Raw genomic sequence first — 20,385 nt, forward strand, 5'->3', positions numbered from 1 at the left:
ACGGGGCTGGCTGACCCCGCCGGCCTGCCGGTCCCGCGAGATTGCCACGGCCCCTGGCGGGGCCTCGCAATGACGGGGTTGCGAGCACCGTCATTGCGAGGCGCGCAGCAACGTGGCGATCTTTTTGGGCGGCCCCGACGTCAAACCGAGCGGGCGCGGCAAGGTCAGCTGTGCTCGCCCCCGGCCTGCGCGGTGGGCAGCTCGGCGAAATGCTCGCGGGCCCGCGCCACCAGCTGCGGTGGCAGGCCGTTCTTCTCGGCGATGGTCAACCCGAAGGAGACCCCCGGCTCGCCGATCAGCAGCCGGTAGGTGGGCGACAGGGTGTCCGCGTCGAACTGCATCGAGGCATTCACGATGCCCGCATGCTGCGCCGCGTAGTCCTTCAGCGGTGCCAGGTGGGTATTCACGATCCCGCGCGTACCGCGGGCGCGCAGCTCGTCCAGCATCGCCATGGCGAGGGCCGCACCTTCGTCGGGGTCGGTACCGGTACCCAGCTCGTCCAGCAGGATCAGGCTCTCGGAGCCAGCATGGTCGAGGATCCGCTTGAGCACCTCCACATGCCCGGCGAAGGTCGACAGATGGTGGAACAGGCTCTGGTGATCACCGACATCGACCATGACCCGATCAAAACGACCGATGCGACAGTCCTGCTCGGCCGGGATATGCAACCCGCACCAGGCCATGGTGACCAGCAGGCCCAGGGTCTTCAGCGCGACCGTCTTGCCGCCGGTGTTCGGGCCGGTAATCAGCAACAGCGGCTGTTCGCCATCCAGCCGGATCGACAGGGGAACCGGCTGCGGGCCGTTCCCCTCGGCGAACTGCAACAGCAGCAGCGGGTGGTAGGCCTCGATCAGCTCCACGCCGGCCTCGGGCTCCAGCCTCGGGGCATGGGCATTCATCTGCGCCGAAAGCTGTGCGGCGGCCGAGGCCAGATCAATCCAGGTCAGCGCGGTCAGCATCAGGTCCAGGGGCTCGCCATGCTGGCGCACCCCATCGGTCAGCTCGCGCAACAGACGCTGCTGTTCGGTGTTGATCTGACTGTTGACCGTATCGAGCTGGTTGTTCAACGGGACCGCCTCGATCGGCTCCACGATCTGGTCGCGCCCACCCATCGCGGTGCCCCGACGCACACCTTTGACCGCCCCGGCCGCGTCGCCGCGCAGCACCATGACTGCGCGCTCCTGGTGCCACTGCACCTTCAGCGCATCCTCGCCCTTCTGCGCAAGATCGGAGTCCGCCAGGCGCTTTTTCACCACCGCCTCGACCTCGTCACGCAGCCGCCCGCGCTGCCCGAAGGCCTCGACCAGCTCGGCGCTGGCGTCTTCGCGCAGCGAGCCGCCGGGGTTCAGGCAGGCAGCCAGGCGCTCTTCCAGTGCCTCGGGTGGGTACAGCTTGTTCAGATCCGCCGGATAGATCTCCGGGGTGTCGGCCAACTGATCCGCCAGTTCACGGGCCTGGCGCATGATGACCTGGAGATTGTGCAGGGCCTGTACCGGCAGCGCCGCACCGGGGTTGGCCGCCTGGCGCAGCGCGGCACGCACATCCGGCAGCTGGCCCAGCCGCGGCAGCGTGCCGGCATCCAGACGCTGGCGTGCGACGGTCACCGCCTTTTGCAGCGCCCGCGCCGCATCCAGATTCGGCGCCGGTTCCAGCCCGCGCGCGGCGTCGGCGCCATAGGGCGTGGCAGTCAGGCGCTCCAGCAGACGCTGGATCGCGGGGAATTCGAGGGCCTTCAGATCAACCTGCATGGCATACCCTTGTGTATGAAATCTCCACCACCGCAGAGGCTCCGGAACCCTTGTAGGAGCCGGCTTGCCGGCGAAGCCCCTGCCAAAGTCGGACGCGGGCAGGGGCTTCGCGTGCAAGCACGCTCCTACAAGGCGTTATTCCTCCTCGGCCTTCTTGAACATGCCGAGATAGGCCTTCTTGTCCATCATCGGCTCGCGCATCACCGCCAGCATGTCGTCCAGGTGTTCCGGCGTGCTCATGCCGACCAGCGAGGTGCCCAGACCCGGCGTGGAGCGGTTGAACTGCAACGCGCGCTGCGCCGGGTTGGGCAGGCTCGCCAGTTGCTGCTCGACCACCTCCACCGACTGTTTCGCCAGATGCCCCTTCAGCATGGAATGCGAGGCGATCATGTACACCTCCAGCTGGTGCGCGGCCTGCAGCGGGCTGGCCACATTGCCCTGCCCGGTCGCGGTGTTGAAGCGGGTAAAGCCTTCCAGCATCACCTGGTTGAACGGCAGCATGGCGATCTTGAAGTGGTGCCGCGCATGGTCGTCGCCGGTCACCGTCTGCGCGGCGCGTTCGGCCAGGCCCTGCATCGAGGTGAGCGACTGGAACACCGCCGCGTCGGTCTCCTCGCGGAAGCCCTCGAAGGTGGAGATGCCGTAGGTGCGGATCTTCTTTTCGAGTACCGCCCGCTCCAGCATCTCGAACACGGGTTCCAGCTTGCGGTTGGTCGGCTCCTTGCCGATCTCGTGGATGTGCACTTCGGGCTGGTCGATCAGGAACGCGTCCAGCGTCTCCACCCCCATCAGCGAGCGCGACAGCTCCATCTGGTAGTGGAGGTATTCCGGCGTCAGCAGATGCGCGCCCTTGGCCAGATCATCCTTCGTACCCATGCCCTGGGCCTCGATCTCGCGCTGGAACCAGGCCTCCATATCGTCCGGAGGCCCGCCACGCAGGGTCAGGAAGCCGCCCTTGGAGATCAGGAACATCGCCTCGCGCGCAACCCCGGCCTCCAGCGCGGTGCGCACACCGGCCCCCACCGCGGCCAGCGACCGGCCGTAGCGGTAGTGCGCGCCGGTATCGACCACGTTGACGCCCTCGGCCAGGCCACGCGCAACGATCGCGGAGATCTGCGCGTCGACCTCGGCGGTGGCTGCCCCGCCGAAGGTGCCGATCCCGAGGCTCGACAGGCGCATCTTCGCGCGCGAGAACTCGCTGTAATGCCCCTCGGCGGCCTTGCCCTCGGACACGAACTGCTCTGCGTAACGACGCGTCGCCTTGGCATTGGCGTATCCGGGTATCAGTTTCTGCACGGGCTGCATGCGTCTCCTCGATTGGTCGCGGGCCCCAGGTGACGGATTCCGGGATGCCCCGAACCCTCACCCACCCGATGTGGGGGAGAATCGTACGTCAGCGGACGGGATTTGCGAAAACCCGCAACGCGAGCGGGCCACTACCGGCGGCATTGTACGGCCGCACAAACAGCCGCGCCCTGGCATGTGCCAGGGCGCGGGTCAGAGGCCGCCCCGAGCCGGAAGTCAGGGGGCGGCAGGGGAAACCAGCGGAGACTACAGGCCCGGGGCCGAATGCCGATAGCGGCGGAAGGCCCCCAGCATCACGAGCCCAAGCCCGATCAACCAGACCGGCCCCGGCAGCGGGACCTCAGTGGCGGTGGTGGAGAATCGACCGCTGAGATAGAGCTCCTCGAAGCCATTGTTCAGGTCGTCCATGAAGAAATCGATCCCGAACAGATAGCCCGCACCGGAGAACAGGCCGAGATCCATGGTCGGGGCAAACACGATGTAGTCGAGCTTGCCACTGCCCTTGTTGGCATCGGCCTCGTACACCTCGCCCGATTCGCCAACCACCTGGACGTCGCCGGGCGAGAGAACCGGGCCGCCATTACCGTCGTCGAAGATCCAGCGAGCCACGCGTTCCCCGGTGACGGGGTCGTAGATGAAGACCTCGGCCTGGACGAACAGATCGGGGTTCCCCCCTGTCTGGTTGTGGTCGAAGATGAACGTGGGGATCGTGGCCCCCGGGTTGATCGCATCCAGGTACGCCAGGAGGTTGTCCACCAGCACGGGTCCATTGGCCTGGGTACCCAGTCCCCAGTTACCGGTGAAGTCGTTCGCGCCGCCACCGGGGAAGGGCATGGGATCTTCAAAATTGTAGCTGCCGTCGGGCCCGATACCCTGATTGTTCTGACCACCCGCACCCGTGCCCACAATCAGGTCCAGCGTGCCGGTGCCCTGCCCGGTGTAGTTGGCCTGCGACAGGAAGCCCCACTGGTTCAGCAACGAGCCGGAGTAAGAATAGAAATCGTTGTACTGAATGGCGACCGGGATCCCGTCATAGGTCTCGTCGACGTCCGGAAGCTCGATAATGGCCGCGTTCGCCACCGAGCCTGCGAGCATTACGCCCGCTAGCACCACCACCTGCTTACTCCACCACTTGCGCATCACACTCACCTCCGGCTCCCGGCCTGTTGACCGCTCAGGGCGCCTTTCGCCCTCTCGAGCAACTACGAAGCAAGACACACGCCAAAGCCGATAAGACCCTGTTTGATCGGAATTTCTTCTCAAACCCGATTCACCGCGAAGGGCCTCGTGTAAACCATTCCGACATTTTTCGGGAAAACGGCCCGAAACCCCGTCGGAAAGCTTTACACCCGATGGGCGCCCCAGGAGATTCGGAGCCACAATCCAGGCTCGGTATCGTCTGTGCCCGCAGTCACGGGCCGGTGATGGGTCAGCGTCTCTTCACTACCCGCGCAACAGCGGGTGTGTATGGAAAAGCCGCTCCAGGCGGTCCTCGAGTTCGGGACGCACGGGGCCGGAACGGTCGGCGTCCAGGCGGGAGACGAACAGGTTCGCGTACCACGCCTCTTCCTCGTCCATGTCCCAGTCGACCTCGCGCAGCAAGGCCTGGCCGGCCGCGGGGATCGCGGCGGGGAGGTCGCGCCCGGTCAGCAGGGACCAGACGCCGGTCCAGCAGCGAGCGAGCGCGAGGGGGTGATAACCGCCACCGCCGAGGACCAGCAGCTTCGGCGTGCCATCCGCATGGCGCGGGCTGGTCTCGATCACGTCGTCGATGCAGGCGAGGAAACACTGCGTGGAGATGCCGAACTTGCCGAGCGGATCCGGCAGCAGGGCATCGGTGCCGGCCTGGACGACAATCACGTCCGGCCGCCAGCGATCAAGCACCGCGTCCCAGACCCGGGTGAAGGCGGCGCGGAATTCGCTGTCATTGGTCTCCTTCGGCAGCGGCACATTCACGGCGTTGCCGAGCGGACCCCTGTCCTCGATGCGGCCGCCCTCGAAGGGATAGCCGTATTCGGTATCCATGTGCAGGGAGACGGTGAGGACATCCGGGTCGTCGGTGAACGCGGCCTCGACGCCATCACCGTGGTGGGCGTCGATGTCGAGATAGAGCACCCGCTGGCCGGCCTGGCGCAGGCGCAGGATCGCGAGCGCGGGGTCGTTGAAGTAGCAGAAACCGCGCGCCTGGTCGGGGGCGGCGTGGTGCATGCCGCCAGCCGGATTAAAGGCCATCTGCCCGCCCAGCACGACCTCGGCGCCCTGGATGGAGCCGAAGGTGGCAGTGGCCGGGGTGGCGAAGAAGCCGGCGAAGAACGGGTTTTCGAAGTTGCCGATGTTGTGGCGGTCGCGGTAGCGCTGGAAGACCTTGCCCAGCGCCTCGGCGCGCTGCATCGCGGAGACATACTCGCGGGTGTGGAACCATTCGAGCTCGGCCGGCTGCGCACGGCGCGTGACGGCCATCTCCCCGGGGGTGATCGCGTCATAGGCCTCGATCAGGTCAATGGTCAGCGAGACGCGCGGGATACCCAGTGGGTGATTGTCACCGTAGCTGTGCCCGCGATAGCGCGGCGCATGCAGCAGGGTCGCGTGGCGCCGGGCCGGAGCGCGCTCCGACCCCGGGGCTGTGGCGTCCTGATCGATGGCTTCGGGGGTGGCATTCACTGGCGCAGCCTCAGGTAGATCTCGGGCAGACGGCGCGGCAGCTCGTCCACGTGGTCGATGATGGTGTAGTGGCCGGGGCCGAAGATGGCCGGCAGGTACTCGGACCCGGACGGGTCCAGGGTGATGCAGAAGGGGTGAATGCCGGCATCCACCGCCTCCTTCATCGCCATGCGGGTGTCTTCGTGCAGATAGCGCTGGTCACCGCCGTCGTCATAGTCGGCCGGGCGCCCGTCGGTGAGGATCAGCAACAGGCGGCGCTGGCTGGAGTTGCGCTTGAACGCCTCCAGCGAGTGACGGATGCCCGCCCCCATGCGCGAGGCCAGGCGCCCGGACACCCCGGCGATGCGGGCGCGCACGGTGTCGTTCAAGTCCTCGTTGAAATCCTTCAACCAGTAGTAGTTGACCTGGTCACGCTGCTTGGAGGCAAAGCCGGCGAGCGCGTAGGGATCGCCGACCTTCTCGATCGCCTCGGCGAACAGCATCATCCCCTCGCGGATGCGGTCGACGATCTTGCCCTGCCCACTCGGGTGGCGCGCCATGATGGAGGTGGACATGTCCGCCAGCATCAGCACCGAGGTGTCGCGGTGCTGCACTGCGCGGCGGCGGTAGATGAAGGCCTTGGGCGAGAGCCCGGCCTTCTTGTCGGCGATGTAGTCGATCACCGCCTCGGTATCCAGCTCGTCGCCGTCCAGCTGTTTGCGCTGCGGCGCCAGGCGCATCGGGCGCTGCATCTCCAGGCCGCGGGTCAGACGCTTCAGGGTATCGGCGTTCTCCGACAGGATGGTCGCCGCCAGCTCCGGGTTCTCGTCGTCCAGCACGCGCTCGTAGAGGTTCACCCAGTCGGAGATGTAGCGTTGTTCGCGGTAGTCCCACTCGGGATACGGGATGCCGTCCTTCCGTGGCGTATAGGGTACGCCGCGCTTGGCCACCTGGGCCGGCTGCGGGATGCCGGTGCCGATGCGCCCGCCGGTGCCGGAGGTCTCCTGCTGCGGGGTCTGGATGTCCGCGTCCGGATCCTTCTGCGCCTGCTCCGGGGCCTGCTGGGGCTGTTCTTCCTGTTTCTGGTGCTCGAGCTTGTGCTCGTCGTGCGCCTCGTGGTCGCGGAAGTCGGCCAGGCTGCCGTCGCGCTTGCGTTGTGGGTAGACGGGCAGCGACTGGTTCAGCGACAGCCCCGGCAGATAGGCCTCGGCACGCTCTTCGATCGTGATGTCCGGGAAGGTATCGTCGGCGAACAGTTCCTCGCCCACGGCCCACGCAGTGACGATATCGGCGTCCGGCTCCAGCATGCGCGCCAGGCGCGGGTCCTGGGCCTCACCGCGCAGCAGGGCCTCGTGGGCGCGCAGGGCGAAGTCGTAGTAGATGCCGGCCGCACCCTCCGGACGCTCGTGGGCGCGGGCGAGTTCCACCAGGCGCGACAGGAAGTTCGGGATGCGCGGGGCCAGGCGCGCGTTCACGCGCAGATCCTCGGCCAGGTCAAACAGCACCTGGAAGCTGAACATGCGCGCCTCGAACTGAGCGAACAACGGGCGCCAGGTGATGCGCGACTTATCGTCCAGCGGCGGATGCTCGGCGCCGGCGCGCTCGAACAGGCGCTCGACGTCGGGTTGCGCGTAGGTATCAAAGGCGAGATGCGCGGCCGCGTGCTGGGTGGCGACGATCGCCTCCTCGCGGGAGTCCATCACGGCCGGCATGAACAGGCGGCGCCCGTCGGTCTCGAGCATCGGGCGGCCCTCGCCCGGCTTCCAGCTGGAGTCGGCCAGCGGGATGTCGGCATCCAGCCAGGCCATCAGCACCAGGCGCAGGAAGCGCCCGTTCATCCGCGGGCGGAAGCCCGGCAGCGCCTCCAGCAGGAGCTTCAGACTCTCGTCGCTCTCCAGGCGGAAATAGGCCTCGCCACGCGAGCGCCCGGCCTTCAGCAAGTCCGCCCCGCGCCGCGCCCAGGAAAGCAGCCCCGCGTCACCGACCAGGTTGCGCGCGATCGGGGCACCCTCGAGGTAGGCGTCCAGGGTCAGACCACGCTCGTCGAACAGCTTTTCGGCCGGCTCGATCAGGGCGCGCAGGCCCTCGATGCCGCGCCCGCCCGAGAGCTTGTCGAATGGGGCCTCAAAATAGGCCCGGGCATCCGGCAGGCTGCGCGCGCACCAGCGCAGGCCGATCTCGGCCCACTCGCGCTCGCCGGCCTCGCCCCACTCCGCGTACACCCGGTCGGCCTGCGCCATGAAGCCTTCCAGGGCGTAATTGGAGTTCACCCACTCCTGAAAGCGCGCAGCCTGCTCCAGCCACAGCTCCACCGTCTGCATGTGCTCGGCAAGCCGGGCCGAGTGGCGCATGAAGCTCTTGCCGGCCTCGCGGTCATGGAAGAACAGGTCGCGCGCGGTCTCGATCCAGCGCCGCGCGATGGTCGCCCCGAACGGACGGATCGCCGGCAGGGCCTCCTTCGTATCGCGGTGCGCGACGAAGCTGATGTCCTCCAGGTGCTGGAGGATCTCCTCGATCTCGACGAGTTCTTCCGCCTCCGGTTTCGCGCCGCCTTGAGTCGCGGGGTCACTCACGCCGCTTCGGACTCGGGGAAGTGGGCGTCGAAGATCTCCTCCAGTGCCTGGATCAGCTCGGGGTCATCGGTGATCGGGGCGATCATCGCGGCGCGGCAGGCGACACGCGGGCTCAAGCCCGCCTGCATCAGTTCGCCGGCGTAGGCCAGCGCACGGGTGGAGGTGGCCTCTTCCAGACCGTGGTCCTTCAGCGCGCGCGCCTTGCGCCCGGCGGCGACCAGCTTCTCCACGCGATCGGCATCCAGGCCACCGGATTCCTTGGCCACGATCTCGCGCTCGACGTCCTCCTCCGGGTAGTCGAAGTGGATACCGACGAAGCGCTGCTTGGTGGAGGGCTTAAGGTCCTTCAATACGGTCTGATAGCCCGGGTTGTAGGAGATCACCAGCATGAAGTCTTCGTGCGCATCGATGATCTGCGACTTCTTGTCCAGCGGGAGCTGGCGGCGGTGGTCAGTCAGCGGGTGGATCACCACGGTCGTGTCGGTGCGCGCCTCGACGATTTCGTCGAGGTAGCAGATCGCACCCTCCTTGACCGAGCGCGTCAGCGGGCCGTCCTGCCAGACGGTTTCCTCGCCCTCCAGCAGGAAGCGGCCGACCAGGTCGGAACTGGTCAGGTCCTCGTGGCAGGACACCGTCACCAGCGGCTGGCCCAGGACGTGGGCGATGTGCTCCAGGAAGCGGGTCTTGCCGCAACCGGTCGGCCCCTTGAGCATCACCGGCAGGCGCTTCGAGTAGGCCGCCTTGAAGATCTCGATCTCGTCGCGCTGGGGCTTGTAGAACGGGGCGTCACCCGCGTCCCCCGGTTTCTCGATGACGTCGCGTTCCACACCGCGGATGCGGTTGATCAGGTTCTTCATGGGATCTCCGATGTCGACCGCGGGGTCGGGACTGACCGCGGGGCCGGGACTGGTGTATGCGCGGGGGCGGCGTTACCCTGCTGCGCGTTGGGCGGGCCGCCAATCGTGTTCCCGCAGGCTTTGTTGTATCATTCTCTGTTTCTATTCTATCGAACCTGCGCACTTGCATGAACCAAACGCCCCACGGCTGCGGGGTTGGTCTTGCGGATGCGCCCGTCACTCGGATTCAGCGCTTCAATAGAGGACCCGGTATGAAACTTGTCAAGCTCGTCAAGCTGAACAACCTGCAGTACAACCCGAACCGCGACCCGAACTTCTACCGTCGTCCGGTCAACGAGGAATTCCGGCTGCAGGCCGTGCTGAACGGCTCCGGCAGCGCCCAGTGCTCGTTCTCCGTGGAAGGCGAGACCCTGTGCGAGGGCAGCGTGTCCCTGCCGGGCACCTTCGACTGCAAGTTCAGCTACGACACCGCCGGCACCCGCATTGGCGACCTGGTGATCGAGGGCAATGGCGAGACCTTCCACGAGAAGGTCCGCATCGACGTGCTGGAACACGCCTGGATCGGCTGATCCAGTCCGGCCAGCGCGGCCCCGCTCCATCGGGGACGGCAACAGCGAAAGGCCCCGCGGCAACCTGCCCGGGGCCTTTCGCGTTTCGGGTCCAGCCACAACCGTCCCTTGCCATCTCCTGCCACACGCCCCCGTCATCCCCGGCCGCACGCCCCTCGTCATCCCCGGCCAAATACCCCCTCGTTATCCCCGGCCTCATACCCCCTCGTCATCCCGGCCGCATACCCCCTCGTCATCCCGGCCGCAGCGAAGCGGAGAGCCGGGATCTCCCGGGCGAGCCCCCGGACGTCCGGGTGATCTCCAGCAGTGGCGATCCCGGATAACCGCTGCGCGGTTTCCGGGATGCCGAGGGAGGGGCGTCTTCATGGTGATCGGAGAATGCCGACAAGGTGTTCCGAATGACCCGTCGCCCGCCCCCTAATCGCGCTTCTGCGAACTGTTTGTGTCCTCCGCGGTGCAACCGCCTTGGCCCTTCTTCGTATCTTCGTGCGCTTCGTGGTTAACAATGGAGTCGGGGCCCCAGACGAAGAAAGCCCCGCCGGAGCGGGGCTTTCGGGCATGGCCATGGCCTGCGGTGATCAGTCGATCACGCCGGTCACCCAGTACTGCACGTACTTCGGGTTGTCCTCGATAAAGCGATCCACGGCCTCCGCGTAGGAGTTTTCCTGGGCGTAGAACATCGCGTCTTCCAGGACCTCGAGATCCAGGTGCATACGCGAGATCATCATCGCCACGTCGTGGTACTCCTCGGCGAAGCCTTCACGCGCCAGGGCATGGATGCGTTCGAAGCTGCCCAGGGCCCCTTCCGGGTCTTCGAGGTAACGCAGATCATGGGCGCCGAATTTCCAGTGCGGGCTCCAGCCGGTCACCACGATCCACTCGTCACGACGGATGGCGCGTTCCAGCGCGGAGGTCATGCCCGCCCCGGAGGAGATCTGCAGGTTGTAGCCATCCAGGCCGTAGGTCTCCATGGCCTCTTCCGACAGCCGCGTCAGGCCCGCGCCCGGGTCGATCCCGGTGATGCGGCCATTCAGCTTGTCCCGCACGGAGTCCTTCTTCAGGTCCTCGATGGAACCGAGCTCGTCCTCGGGGATATAGTCCGGCACCACCCAGCCAAGGCGGGCGTTTCCGTACAGCGGCCCCAGGTTCACCACGTCCTGACCCACACGATCCATGTAGTCGGCGTGGGTCCCTGGCAGCCAGGCCATCAGCATCATGTCGATGTCGCCGGAGGCCAGACCCTGGTACTGCGGGGCGATATCGGTCTGGATCAGATCGACCGAGTAGCCCATCTCGTCCTCGATGACGCGTTCGGCCAGCCGGGTCACGAACTCGGCGTCGGACCACGCGGTCCAGCCAATCTGGATATCGTCGGCCTGGGCCGTGGAGAGGCCCATGGAGGCGGCCAGCACGCCGCCCAGCAGGGTTGAAGTCAGTGTCTTGTTCATCGTGCTACTCCTTCCTTCGAGTGAAACGGATAGCGCGACGCGAGGGCCGGTCAACTGCTCGCCTTGCGCCGCAGTCCTACGCTCTGAGTGATCCGGTCGAGCAGGATGGCGAGGATCACGACCCCCAGGCCGCCCTCGAACCCCAGCCCGACATCGAGCCGCTGGATACCGGTGAGCACGGTGTTGCCAAGCCCGCCGGCACCGATCATCGACGCGATCACCACCATGGAGAGCGCCAGCATGATGGTCTGGTTGATCCCCGCCATGATCGACGGCATCGCCAGAGGCAACTGAATCTTGGTCAGGAGTTGGCGCCGATTGCAACCGAAGGCCAGCCCGGCCTCGATCTGCTCGCGGTTTACCTGGCGGATGCCGAGATTGGTCAGACGCACCACCGGCGGCATGCAGAACACCACCGTGGCGATCGCACCGGGCACCGTGCCCAGCCCGAAGAAGATTGCGGCGGGGATCAGGTAGACGAAGGGCGGCATGGTCTGCATCAGATCCAGCACCGGACGGATGGAGGCCTCGATCCAGTCGCTGCGCGCCATCGCGACCCCGACCGGCATGCCGATCGCCAGCGCCACGGCGGTGGCCGCCAGCACCAGCGACAACGTCTTGATGGTGGGCTCCCACAGGTCCATCCCGAGGATCAGGCCCAGCGCCACGATAGCGAAGATGCCGAATCGCCAGCTGACCCGCCACCAGCTGAGCCCCACCAGCACCAGCACCAGCAGCCAGGCGGGGATCGCGAGCAACGCCCCCTCGAAGGAATTGGTCAGCAGCCCCAGGAACCAGGCAATACCGTCCAGCGCCGGCTCCAGGTTATCGAGGATCCAGTCGACTCCATTCTCGATCCAGTCGCCCACCGGGATATTGATGCGCCCTTCCATGTCAGTAATCTCCATTCGCGGCGGCCGCGTTGCGGCTGCGGTCCAGGGCCTCGACCAGGCGCTGCAGGGTTACCAGGCCGCGGAACCGGCCCTCGCCATCCACCACCGGGATGGATACCGGGCTCTGCGCAGCACGCCGCGGCAGGTCGGCCAACGCCGTATCTTCGGGGACCGGCTCCACCTCCACCGCGACCTCGCTGGCGGCGCGATCCAGGGTAAGCTCGCCCAGACGCTTGGCCTGGACGACGGACTGGAAGCGCCCGCCGGCATCGACGATCACGGCCTCGTTGCCCGGCACGTGGGCAATCCGGTTGCGCGCCTCGCCGGCCGTGGTATCGGCATCCAGCACCGGGATGTTCTCGCTGTCCATGATGTCGCAGGCCTGGAATACCTGGGTGATGTCCACGCCGTGGAAGAACGAGCGCACGTATTCGTTGGCTGGGTGCGTGATGATTTCCTTCGGCGTACCGACCTGCACCACCTCGCCCCCCTGCATGATGGCGATGCGATCCCCGATCCGGATCGCCTCGTCGAGATCGTGGGAGATGAACACGACCGTACGTCGGTGCTCGCGCTGCAGGTCCAGCAGGCGGTCCTGCATCTCGGTGCGGATCAACGGGTCCAGCGCCGAGAAGGCCTCGTCCATCAGCATGATCGAGGGGTCGGTGGCCAGCGCACGGGCCAGGCCCACGCGCTGCTGCATGCCGCCGGAAAGTTCATCCGGATAACTGCGGGCATGGGCCTTGAGACCCACCTGGTCCAGGGCCTCCTGGGCGCGTTCACGGCGCCGGGTGCGGCCGACCCCGGCGATCTCCAGGCCGAGGGCGGCGTTGTCGATCACGGTCTTGTGCGGCATCAGGGCGAAAGACTGGAACACCATCGCCAGATCCTCGCTGCGCAACCGGATCAGATCGCGCTGGCTCATGCGCGTGACGTCACGCCCACGGACCTCCACGGTGCCGGCAGTGGGCTCGATCAGGCGGTTAAGCAGGCGCACCAGGGTGGACTTGCCCGATCCGGACAACCCCATCACCACGAAGATCTCGCCCTCGGCGATATCGAGGTTGCAGTCCTTCACGCCCACCGTGTTGCCGGTGCGCTCGAAGATGGTGTCCTTGTCCAGGCCGTCCTCGATCAGCCGCAGGCCTTCCTGCGGGTTCGGCCCGAAGACCTTGTACAGCTCGCGCACCCGGATGATGGGTTCCATGCCACGATCTCCCTGTAACGCTGCGTCCGACCGTCAGGCCGGACCGGGGCCCGTTACCAGTCGTACTGGCGAATGAACTCGGGAAGCTTGTCGATCATTTCGTCGCGCCCGAAGAAACGATCGGCGCGGGCCAGGCGCATCTCGTCCTGGATGTCCTGATCCCCGCCGAAGCAGAATACCGGAAGATTGATCTGGTATTCCATGCGCAGCATCCGGATCACGTCCAGCGGGTCGAAGGCCTCGATCTCGTCCAGATCCAGCAGCAGGAAGCGATACAGCAGGATCTCGTTCCACGGACCCAGTTCATCCAGGTCGGTCACCCGGTGCAACTGCCAGCCCTGCGGCAGTTGGGCCTGCATGCGCTCGGTCAAGCCGGCATCCTGCGTCATCAGGATGACGCGTTTCTCCAGGCGGCGTTCGATCGTCGGTTCGGACATACGGCATCTCCGGCGTTCGTGGGTAACGGAAAGGGCGGGTCAGGCCGCCGCGATTCCGCGATAGAGCCCGTCGATGCGGGCACTGATCTCGTCGACCATGCGGGCATCGAGCTGGCCATTCAGGCGCGAGCGCACGCGCAGGCGCTCCGGGGACTCGCCAATCAGGTGCTCCTCGAGGATGGCGGTGGTCGCCGGATCCTCGCACCAGACCCGCGCGATGTGCGAGCCCTCGACGTGCAGACGCAGGCGCCCACAGGCCCCGCGGGTCTCGAACACGTGGTTGTCGCGGTTCACGCGGATCCCGTCGCGCACCGCAGGCGACCCCTGCCCGTCGGCCAGATCCTCGAGCTCCTCGCGCCCGGCCGCCAGCCACTGTTCGATGGTGTCTCGGTCCGGCTCGATCACCCGCACCGGCACGCCGAAACGGCGCTCCAGGACCGCGCGCAGGGCGGCCTCGACCTGCGCGGGCTCGGGCGGCTCCGGGCACTGACGGGCGCAATCCGTCATGCCGGTCTCCAGCGCCGGGCGCAGCCAGTCGCGGTAGCCCTCGCTAGGGGCATGGACACAGGCGAGAAAACGCTCGACCGGGAAGTGCCGCAGGAAACTGGCCCCGAACACGCAGCCCTCGTCGAGCGTGGCCGCGCCGGTGCCCATGATCTTGCGCCCCTGGACCCAGACATCCTGACCCCGCGCCTCCACGCCCTCCAGCCCAAGCTCGCGCAGGACATCCATCGCAATGCCCAGGCCCATGGCAAACAAGTGGCGATGCCCCCGAGCGAGGACATGACGCGGCTGGATCAGGAAGAAACAGGCCTGATCGGCATCCACCCAGACCGAGCCACCGCCCAGCGGGCGCCGCACCACCGGGACGCCCTGCTCCGCACAGGCCGCAAGGTCCAGATCGGACGCGGCATCCTGGCTGGCGCCGACCGAAATATGTGGCTCGCGGGCGTGCGTCCAGAGGACGCGCGGGGGGGCGTCCGGCGAGGTCATGCTCGCCAGCCCCGCATACAGCGCGTGGAGTTCCTCGGCGGAGCGAGCCCCGGCGTCGAGCCACTCCGGGGTCACCGTCGATGCGACCAAGTGTCAGCCCTCGGTCTTGTCCTGGCCGGCAGCGGGATCGTCCGCCTTGTCCTCCTGGCCGGGCTGGTAGAAGTAACGGAAATAGAAGTCACTGCGCGAGAGATCCTCGTACAGCTTGGCGCGTTCCTCGACCCCACTGCGCATGATCTCGACCATGGCCATGGCCTGCTCGCCATCGATGATATGGATGCCGCCGGACAGCTCCTGATCGGTATCGAGAAAGTGCGCGGCCAGCTCTTCCGGCTCCTGGATGTAGACCAGGAAGGACTTGCACTCGGCATCCTCCAGATCCAGCGGCTGCATCACGATCTTGCCGAGCCAGGCCAGGCGCGCGACCTGGTTGAACTGATGGATATCGAGCTTCTTGCCCTTCTTGTACTTGTTGAGTTCGTTGCGGATCTCGCCAATATTGGCGATCTTCATCGATTTCATGGATGTACATCCTGCCGCGAGTGTTGCGGGAGCATAAAACAACTGCGTGCCCGGGCCGTAAAAAAACCCCGGCAGACCGGGGTTCTTGAGTGGGGTACGCGGGAATTCCGCCACCCCTTGCGCCGTTCCGTGGCGCGTACGGATTATAGCGGGGTTACCACTCGAATCCGCTGTCCTCCGGTTCCTCAAAGCCGGCGACCGCCTTCAGGGTCTCCTCCAGCGCGCCGGGCGAGCTGCGCAGACGCATGAAGCTGTTGTCCCCCAGCATCCGCAGATCCGGGAAATGCAGCGCCTTGCGGAAACGCATGTGCAGCGCCTCCACCTCGCCCCCGCGGACCATGATCTCCAGCGGCACGGTCGCGGTATGGCGGAACTCGCCCACATCCACGATGCCGAGCTGGTGCAGGTCGGCCGAGTCCTGGGCGGCCCCGTCGGCCTCGCGCACGGCCACGCCGATCACGGTGACGTCCTGCCCCGGGATGTCCACCCGGTAGACCTCGCTGACCCCGGCAACACGGGATGCGAGATTGCCATCCAGCTCGCTCAGCGCCGCCCGCCGGGAGCCATGACTGGCCAGCTCGTACGGGGCATCAAAGCGCTCCATGCCAAAGGTATAGCGATAGCGGCCGAGATCACGTTCGCTCAGCCCGTCCTCGGAACCGTACTCGCGTTCGGCACCCAGAGTGCTGGACAGGCGGTTGGCGACACCCGTGACCGGACGATCCAGGCGATAGGCGTGACGGAAGTACTCGAGGTTGTTGTAGCTCACCTGCAACTCGCCATCGACCGCGGTTACGGCCACGCGGATCGGGGCGATATAGCCACCCCGCTCCTCCGAGCCGGCGACGGACAGCAGGTCATCGTGGGTGACCACGACCACGTGTCGGTCATTGCTGACGGGGTATTCGCCCAGAAACCGGAAGTCGGCCCCCTCCAGGCGTTCCCGCACACTGGCAGCCTCGCCGGAGACATCGGTCCCCGATTCGGTGTAGGCCAGTACAAACGGGCGATAGGCATCGGCCGCCACGGTCTGGCTCGCCGCGAACAGCGCAACCGCCGCGACCATGCCGACCGCACGGACGCTCCCGCGCAAGGCGTGGATTGCTCGCATGGCATCCTCCTTTGAATTCACTAATAGGTTCGAGCGGAATGCTCGGCAGGAAGAAGGGCCCGGAACGCACCCCCAGTGCGTCACGAACCTCGGGGTCACCCGCCCTCCCTGGCGGATCCGGCCTTCCCCTCAAGGCCAGGCGCCCCTCCCGGGCGCATAACACCGAGGCCCGCTGCGGTCAGGCGACCGCCCCGGGCCTCCCGATCAGAACCGGTACGCGTACCCGATCTCGAGCTCGTACTGACGCATCTCGATGGTCGCTTCACCTTGCTGGGTAGGTCCACGAACGCTCTGCCGCGGCGCGTACATTGCCGCAAAATTCAGCTCATGCTGATTGCCAAAGCCCTTGGTGAACCCAAAGGTGAAGTGATCTTCCATCACGGCCGGGGCCAGGATGTTGAATTCCACTTCGCTAGACGGAATCGGGTTTTCCCCCCGGTTGTAGCCCACTCGCCAGGTCCAGTCATTTCCGGCTTCATACTGAGCGCCAAACTTGAAGATATCGATATCTTGCCAGCCAAAGCCGGCACCGTTCGGCGCCCCCAGAAGCCCAGAGTCGCCCGGGTTCGAGATCGCAGCGACATCCGTGTAATTGATGCGCTGGTAATCGGCGGAAAGAGTGACGCTCGGGCTAACATCAACCGAGAAACCCAAACCGTAGGTGGACGGGACATCGAAACTCCCGCCATCGGCGAAGAGACCGCTGTAGTCATCGAAGTCCCCGTTGCGGATCTTGGAGCGGTAGCTCGCCCCGACCCGGGCACCTTCAGCCAACTCGGCCTGAAAGCCGATCTGGGCGCCGTAGCCCCACGTGGTATCGGTACCGCTACCACTTCCCGTATCTCCTTCGGCGCTGGCCTGATTGAATGCCTCGATTCCCTTCGCACTAAAACGTTGATAGCTGATGATCGGGCTAAAACCCACGCTAACGCGACCATCTGCGAACTTCTGGGCGTAGGTCGGAATGATCGCGAGTTGCTCAAGATCAACCCCCGCCGAACCACTGCAGAACACGCCTTGTCCCGGAACCAGTGGCCCGTTCGGATCCTGCGGATTCTGGCATTGACGATCAAAGGCAGGGTAATCCGTATTCAGCCCCCCGTTCCCCAGCAGTGCAATACCCCAGGATCGGTTCTCGTCGATCTGCTGGACATACCCAATCGACGGGATGAAGAAGTCTTCACTGTCGGAATCGATCGTCATATCGCCCATATCGTTAAACGTCACGGAACGTTCGGGACGGAAGTAGGCGAGGGAGCCATCGATACGGGATTCCATGCCGGCGATGCCGGCGGGGTTGATGCCCGGGGCGTAGGAATCCTGGGAAATCGCCATGCCGACGCCCCCCATACCCTTGGCCTTGGTGCCGTAGCCGTGGGCGAAGTAGCCGTTGGTGGCGTGCGCGACGCCGGCGGAGCCCATGGCCAGGCCGACCGCGATCGTCACCACGCTGCGGCGAATGATGCGTGCTTCCATTTTGTATCTCCTTTGGTGGTCTTCTTGTTGTGTTGTGCGAACACCCCGGTTCCGCGCGGCCCCCTTGTATCGCCGCCGGTCCGGTCTTGGTGGTGTTCCCACGGCCCGCGCCACGGTGACCGACCGTGGCGCGGGTTTTTCGACAGGTGTGTTCAAGGGCACTCGGACGAATGGCCTTGATAACCCTGCTCGAAACCTGAATATTCAAAAAGTCTTATTGACCCCCTGACGTGCGAAAGCCCCGGGGGTACCGGGGCTTTCGCTGGATACTACCACTATCGATTTCAGGCTGTCTTCTCGTCTTCCGCCTCGTCGGCGTCGAAGTCGAAGGTGCCGACATCCTCCCCGGCCATCTGCCGCTGGACGAAGCCGACGTCGGTCGAGTTGAGCGCGAACGGGAAGGACAGGATGTCCGTCGGGCTGGAATCGCCATACGGGCGGTTGCAGGCCGAGACCTCCTCGTCCGACTTGCCGGGGCAGCCGGAGGTCTGGAACGGCTTGCCGGAGGCAATCAGTTCTTCCACCTCGGCCTGCGGCAGACCGAAGTCCACGACCTGGCCGTCGGCATTGAACTTCATGTCGTCGATGCGGCCACCGGCGTAGTCGATGACGAAGCGACCCAGCTGCACGCGGCGCCACTGGTCACGCGGGACCGGGTTCCAGTCTTCCATCAGCGAGCCCTCTTCCGGGAAGAAGGCAAACATGTGGTTGTGGCCGCCCAGGTCACGAATGCGCTGGCAGACCTGCAGGATCTCTTCCTCGGTCTCGCCCATGCCGCAGATCAGGTGCGCGCCAAACTTCTCCGGACCGAAGATCTCGGCGGCCCACTCGATGGACTGCCAGTACTTGTCCCAGCTATGCGGGCTCTCGACCGCCTTGCCGCGGGTGCGCTCGAAGATCTCCGGGGTCACCGCGTCCAGTGCGACGGTGAAGATGTCCGCACCCTTGTCGCGCAGGAGCTGGAGGTCTTCATAGCTCATGGTGGTCGGATTGGACAGGATCGACACCGGGATATGGTTGACCTCGGCGACCCAGCGCTCCAGCAGCTCGACGGTGTCGGCGTCGGAGTTCGGGTGGGTGATCATGGAGATGCACATGCGCTCGAACTGGCCGCCGTCGGCGTGGTTCTTCACGCGTTCGATCACCTCGTCGTACTTGGCGGTGGGCCAGTCGACGCGGATGAAGTTGCGGTCGGCGTAATCCCGCGATTCCTCGCGGTGGCGGGCCAGGCCGCAGTAGGAACAGTTGGCACGGCAGCCTTCCGGGTACGTGACCAGGAGGTTCAGGCAGTGCGTGCAGGACGTGCGATGCATGGTGCCCGGCACCAGGCCCAGCGTGATCGCGGCCGCGGTGGACATCTGCACGTACTCCGGCGAACGCATGTCCGGGGTCTTGATGTGATAGTCGGGCCGATAAAAGTTGATCGGCGCGACCATCTCCTCTGCACTTGCACTCATGGAATTCCTCCAGCGTTGTCTCGGGGATGCCAGGCATCCGTCGACCGGGGCCGATTACGCGGCCCGGTCACCATCGTTGAAATACTCGGAAAATGCAATCCATCCGCGGCGCTGAGTGGCATCTTCCTGCGCCCGCGGGGTTCGCCAGTGTTCGTTGAGGAAGGCGCGCCGCTCGCAGGCGCGATCCAGCGCCGGCCCGTACTGGTCGCGCATGTCCTCGTCATAGTCGGCCAGGGCCTCGGCGTCGCCTCCCAGGTGGCCGATCGCGGCCTCGCCGGCGGCCTCGCCCGAAACCACGGCGGCGGCAATACCGGCACCGGTAATCGGGTGCGTCAGGCCACCCGCGTCGCCAACGAACAGCACGTCGCCCGCGACCAGCGAGTCGCGCAGGCCGCCGACCGGGATCGCCCCGCCGGTGCGGTAGCGGATCTCCTCGCCCAGCAGACCCTGTTCCACGAGCTGGGCATGCAGGGATTCCAGCGGAGCCTTGAGATCACCGGCAATGCGCTTGTCCGCGCCCAGACCGAGATTGGCCCATTGGCCCTTGGGGAACAGCCAGGCGTAGCCGCCCGGGTAGTCATCGGACAGCCAGACATCGGTGGCGGTGTAGGGCTTGTTCAGCGGCACGGTGTACTGGCGGGTCTGCACCGTCGGCAGGGCCGGAAGGCCCAGCGTCTCGGCGACCGGCGAATGCGGCCCATCGGCCGCGATCAGCACGCGATAGCCGATCTCGTGTTCGACACCGGCGTGTTTCACCCGGGCGGTATGACGCTCCGCGTCCACCGCCACCAGCGGAGTCGAGGTCACCAGCTGCGCCCCGTTCGCCTCGGCGGCACGGATGATGGCGCGATCAAACTCGCCGCGATCCACCATCAGGCCCGGGAAGTCGGAATGTTCCACCGCGCCGGAGGGCAGGAAGCTCTGCATCGCGTCGATCCGCTGCAGCAACACGCCGTCGGGCTGCGCGTACGCGCCCATCGGGTTGGGGATGAACTCGGCGCATTGCACCGGCTCGCCGAAGGCCTTGTTACGCTCGACCGCGAGCACCGACAACCCGGCCTCGGCACACACACGCGCGGCCGAGGCCCCGCCCGGGCCCAGACCAACGACCAGCACATCCACCGCGGCGGGCAGCATTAGCGAAAACCT

General features: G+C 66.0%; 17 protein-coding genes. 1 reads left to right on the forward strand and 16 read right to left on the reverse strand.

All coding sequences use genetic code 11. The annotated features are described in order from the left end of the window. Positions 1-164: 164 nt before the first annotated feature. From D573_RS0106960 to D573_RS0106985, 6 genes are all read right to left on the reverse strand, one after another. Positions 165-1,748 (reverse strand): DNA mismatch repair protein MutS, encoded by a 1,584-nt coding sequence (locus tag D573_RS0106960; RefSeq protein WP_018938862.1) that lies wholly within the window; start codon positions 1,746-1,748, stop codon positions 165-167. Between the two features lie 135 nt (positions 1,749-1,883). After that, positions 1,884-3,053: an aldo/keto reductase gene (locus D573_RS0106965; RefSeq protein ID WP_018938861.1), complete on the reverse strand. Its 1,170-nt coding sequence runs from the start codon at positions 3,051-3,053 to the stop codon at positions 1,884-1,886. Positions 3,054-3,299: 246 nt separating this feature from the next. After that, positions 3,300-4,193 (reverse strand): PEP-CTERM domain protein, encoded by an 894-nt coding sequence (locus D573_RS0106970; protein WP_018938860.1) that lies wholly within the window; start codon positions 4,191-4,193, stop codon positions 3,300-3,302. A gap of 303 nt (positions 4,194-4,496) precedes the next feature. Then, positions 4,497-5,714 (reverse strand): acetoin utilization protein AcuC, encoded by a 1,218-nt coding sequence (locus tag D573_RS0106975; RefSeq protein ID WP_018938859.1) that lies wholly within the window; start codon positions 5,712-5,714, stop codon positions 4,497-4,499. Further along, the gene (locus D573_RS0106980) at positions 5,711-8,266 is read right to left on the reverse strand and encodes a nitric oxide reductase activation protein NorD (protein ID WP_018938858.1); all 2,556 of its coding nucleotides are present in this window, start codon (positions 8,264-8,266) and stop codon (positions 5,711-5,713) included. Before D573_RS0106980 ends, D573_RS0106975 begins: the two co-directional genes overlap by 4 nt. Beyond that, entirely contained in the window at positions 8,263-9,123 is an 861-nt protein-coding gene (locus D573_RS0106985; RefSeq protein WP_018168425.1) for a CbbQ/NirQ/NorQ/GpvN family protein, read from the reverse strand. The genes D573_RS0106980 and D573_RS0106985 overlap by 4 nt, the downstream gene beginning before the upstream one ends. 251 nt (positions 9,124-9,374) lie before the next feature. Between D573_RS0106985 and D573_RS0106990 the strand changes: the two genes are divergently transcribed. Beyond that, entirely contained in the window at positions 9,375-9,692 is a 318-nt protein-coding gene (locus tag D573_RS0106990; RefSeq protein ID WP_018143988.1) for a hypothetical protein, read from the forward strand. Positions 9,693-10,270: 578 nt separating this feature from the next. On the opposite strand, the gene D573_RS0106995 is transcribed toward D573_RS0106990, so the two are convergent. The 10 genes from D573_RS0106995 to D573_RS0107040 all read right to left on the reverse strand — a co-directional run bounded on the left by D573_RS0106995 (position 10,271) and on the right by D573_RS0107040 (position 20,373). After that, a complete protein-coding gene (locus tag D573_RS0106995; protein ID WP_018143989.1) occupies positions 10,271-11,140 on the reverse strand; it encodes a glycine betaine ABC transporter substrate-binding protein in 870 nt (289 codons plus the stop codon). A 50-nt stretch (positions 11,141-11,190) separates the two neighbouring features. After that, positions 11,191-12,033 carry a proline/glycine betaine ABC transporter permease gene (locus tag D573_RS0107000; protein ID WP_018938857.1) on the reverse strand — a complete coding sequence of 281 codons (843 nt, stop codon included), beginning with the start codon at positions 12,031-12,033 and terminating at the stop codon, positions 11,191-11,193. Position 12,034: 1 nt separating this feature from the next. Next, complete coding sequence (gene proV, locus D573_RS0107005) at positions 12,035-13,240, reverse strand: glycine betaine/L-proline ABC transporter ATP-binding protein ProV (protein WP_018176083.1); 1,206 nt, start codon at positions 13,238-13,240, stop codon at positions 12,035-12,037. Positions 13,241-13,293: 53 nt separating this feature from the next. Beyond that, positions 13,294-13,677 (reverse strand): hypothetical protein, encoded by a 384-nt coding sequence (locus D573_RS0107010; RefSeq protein WP_018143992.1) that lies wholly within the window; start codon positions 13,675-13,677, stop codon positions 13,294-13,296. A gap of 39 nt (positions 13,678-13,716) precedes the next feature. Beyond that, positions 13,717-14,760 (reverse strand): lipoate--protein ligase family protein, encoded by a 1,044-nt coding sequence (locus D573_RS0107015; protein WP_018938856.1) that lies wholly within the window; start codon positions 14,758-14,760, stop codon positions 13,717-13,719. A gap of 3 nt (positions 14,761-14,763) precedes the next feature. Continuing rightward, positions 14,764-15,192: a hypothetical protein gene (locus D573_RS0107020; protein WP_018143994.1), complete on the reverse strand. Its 429-nt coding sequence runs from the start codon at positions 15,190-15,192 to the stop codon at positions 14,764-14,766. A 154-nt stretch (positions 15,193-15,346) separates the two neighbouring features. Then, positions 15,347-16,303, reverse strand: a complete 957-nt coding sequence (locus tag D573_RS0107025) for a hypothetical protein (RefSeq protein ID WP_018938855.1) — start codon at positions 16,301-16,303, stop codon at positions 15,347-15,349. A gap of 204 nt (positions 16,304-16,507) precedes the next feature. Then, on the reverse strand, positions 16,508-17,779 hold the full coding sequence (locus tag D573_RS0107030) for an OmpP1/FadL family transporter (RefSeq protein WP_018938854.1): 1,272 nt from the start codon (positions 17,777-17,779) through the stop codon (positions 16,508-16,510). A 284-nt stretch (positions 17,780-18,063) separates the two neighbouring features. Next, on the reverse strand, positions 18,064-19,236 hold the full coding sequence (locus D573_RS0107035; protein WP_018938853.1) for a radical SAM protein: 1,173 nt from the start codon (positions 19,234-19,236) through the stop codon (positions 18,064-18,066). Between the two features lie 54 nt (positions 19,237-19,290). After that, positions 19,291-20,373 (reverse strand): NAD(P)/FAD-dependent oxidoreductase, encoded by a 1,083-nt coding sequence (locus D573_RS0107040; protein WP_018938852.1) that lies wholly within the window; start codon positions 20,371-20,373, stop codon positions 19,291-19,293. Positions 20,374-20,385: the final 12 nt, after the last annotated feature.

The organism is Thioalkalivibrio sp. AKL9 (genome assembly GCF_000377825.1).
Lineage (GTDB): Bacteria > Pseudomonadota > Gammaproteobacteria > Ectothiorhodospirales > Ectothiorhodospiraceae > Thioalkalivibrio > Thioalkalivibrio versutus.

Bases quoted from the DNA above. Each gene is read 5' to 3' on its own strand.
- D573_RS0106965 (WP_018938861.1), bottom strand. From the start codon at position 3,053: ATGCAGCCCGTGCAGAAACTGATACCCGGATACGCCAATGCCAAGGCG.
- D573_RS0106985 (WP_018168425.1), bottom strand. From the start codon at position 9,123: ATGAAGAACCTGATCAACCGCATCCGCGGTGTGGAACGCGACGTCATC.
- D573_RS0107025 (WP_018938855.1), bottom strand. From the start codon at position 16,303: ATGCGAGCAATCCACGCCTTGCGCGGGAGCGTCCGTGCGGTCGGCATG.
- D573_RS0107040 (WP_018938852.1), bottom strand. From the start codon at position 20,373: ATGCTGCCCGCCGCGGTGGATGTGCTGGTCGTTGGTCTGGGCCCGGGC.
- D573_RS0106995 (WP_018143989.1), bottom strand. From the start codon at position 11,140: ATGAACAAGACACTGACTTCAACCCTGCTGGGCGGCGTGCTGGCCGCC.
- D573_RS0106960 (WP_018938862.1), bottom strand. From the start codon at position 1,748: ATGCAGGTTGATCTGAAGGCCCTCGAATTCCCCGCGATCCAGCGTCTG.
- proV (WP_018176083.1), bottom strand. From the start codon at position 13,240: ATGGAACCCATCATCCGGGTGCGCGAGCTGTACAAGGTCTTCGGGCCG.
- D573_RS0106970 (WP_018938860.1), bottom strand. From the start codon at position 4,193: ATGCGCAAGTGGTGGAGTAAGCAGGTGGTGGTGCTAGCGGGCGTAATG.
- D573_RS0107030 (WP_018938854.1), bottom strand. From the start codon at position 17,779: ATGGAAGCACGCATCATTCGCCGCAGCGTGGTGACGATCGCGGTCGGC.
- D573_RS0107010 (WP_018143992.1), bottom strand. From the start codon at position 13,677: ATGTCCGAACCGACGATCGAACGCCGCCTGGAGAAACGCGTCATCCTG.
- D573_RS0107000 (WP_018938857.1), bottom strand. From the start codon at position 12,033: ATGGAAGGGCGCATCAATATCCCGGTGGGCGACTGGATCGAGAATGGA.
- D573_RS0107035 (WP_018938853.1), bottom strand. From the start codon at position 19,236: ATGAGTGCAAGTGCAGAGGAGATGGTCGCGCCGATCAACTTTTATCGG.
- D573_RS0106990 (WP_018143988.1), top strand. From the start codon at position 9,375: ATGAAACTTGTCAAGCTCGTCAAGCTGAACAACCTGCAGTACAACCCG.
- D573_RS0107020 (WP_018143994.1), bottom strand. From the start codon at position 15,192: ATGAAATCGATGAAGATCGCCAATATTGGCGAGATCCGCAACGAACTC.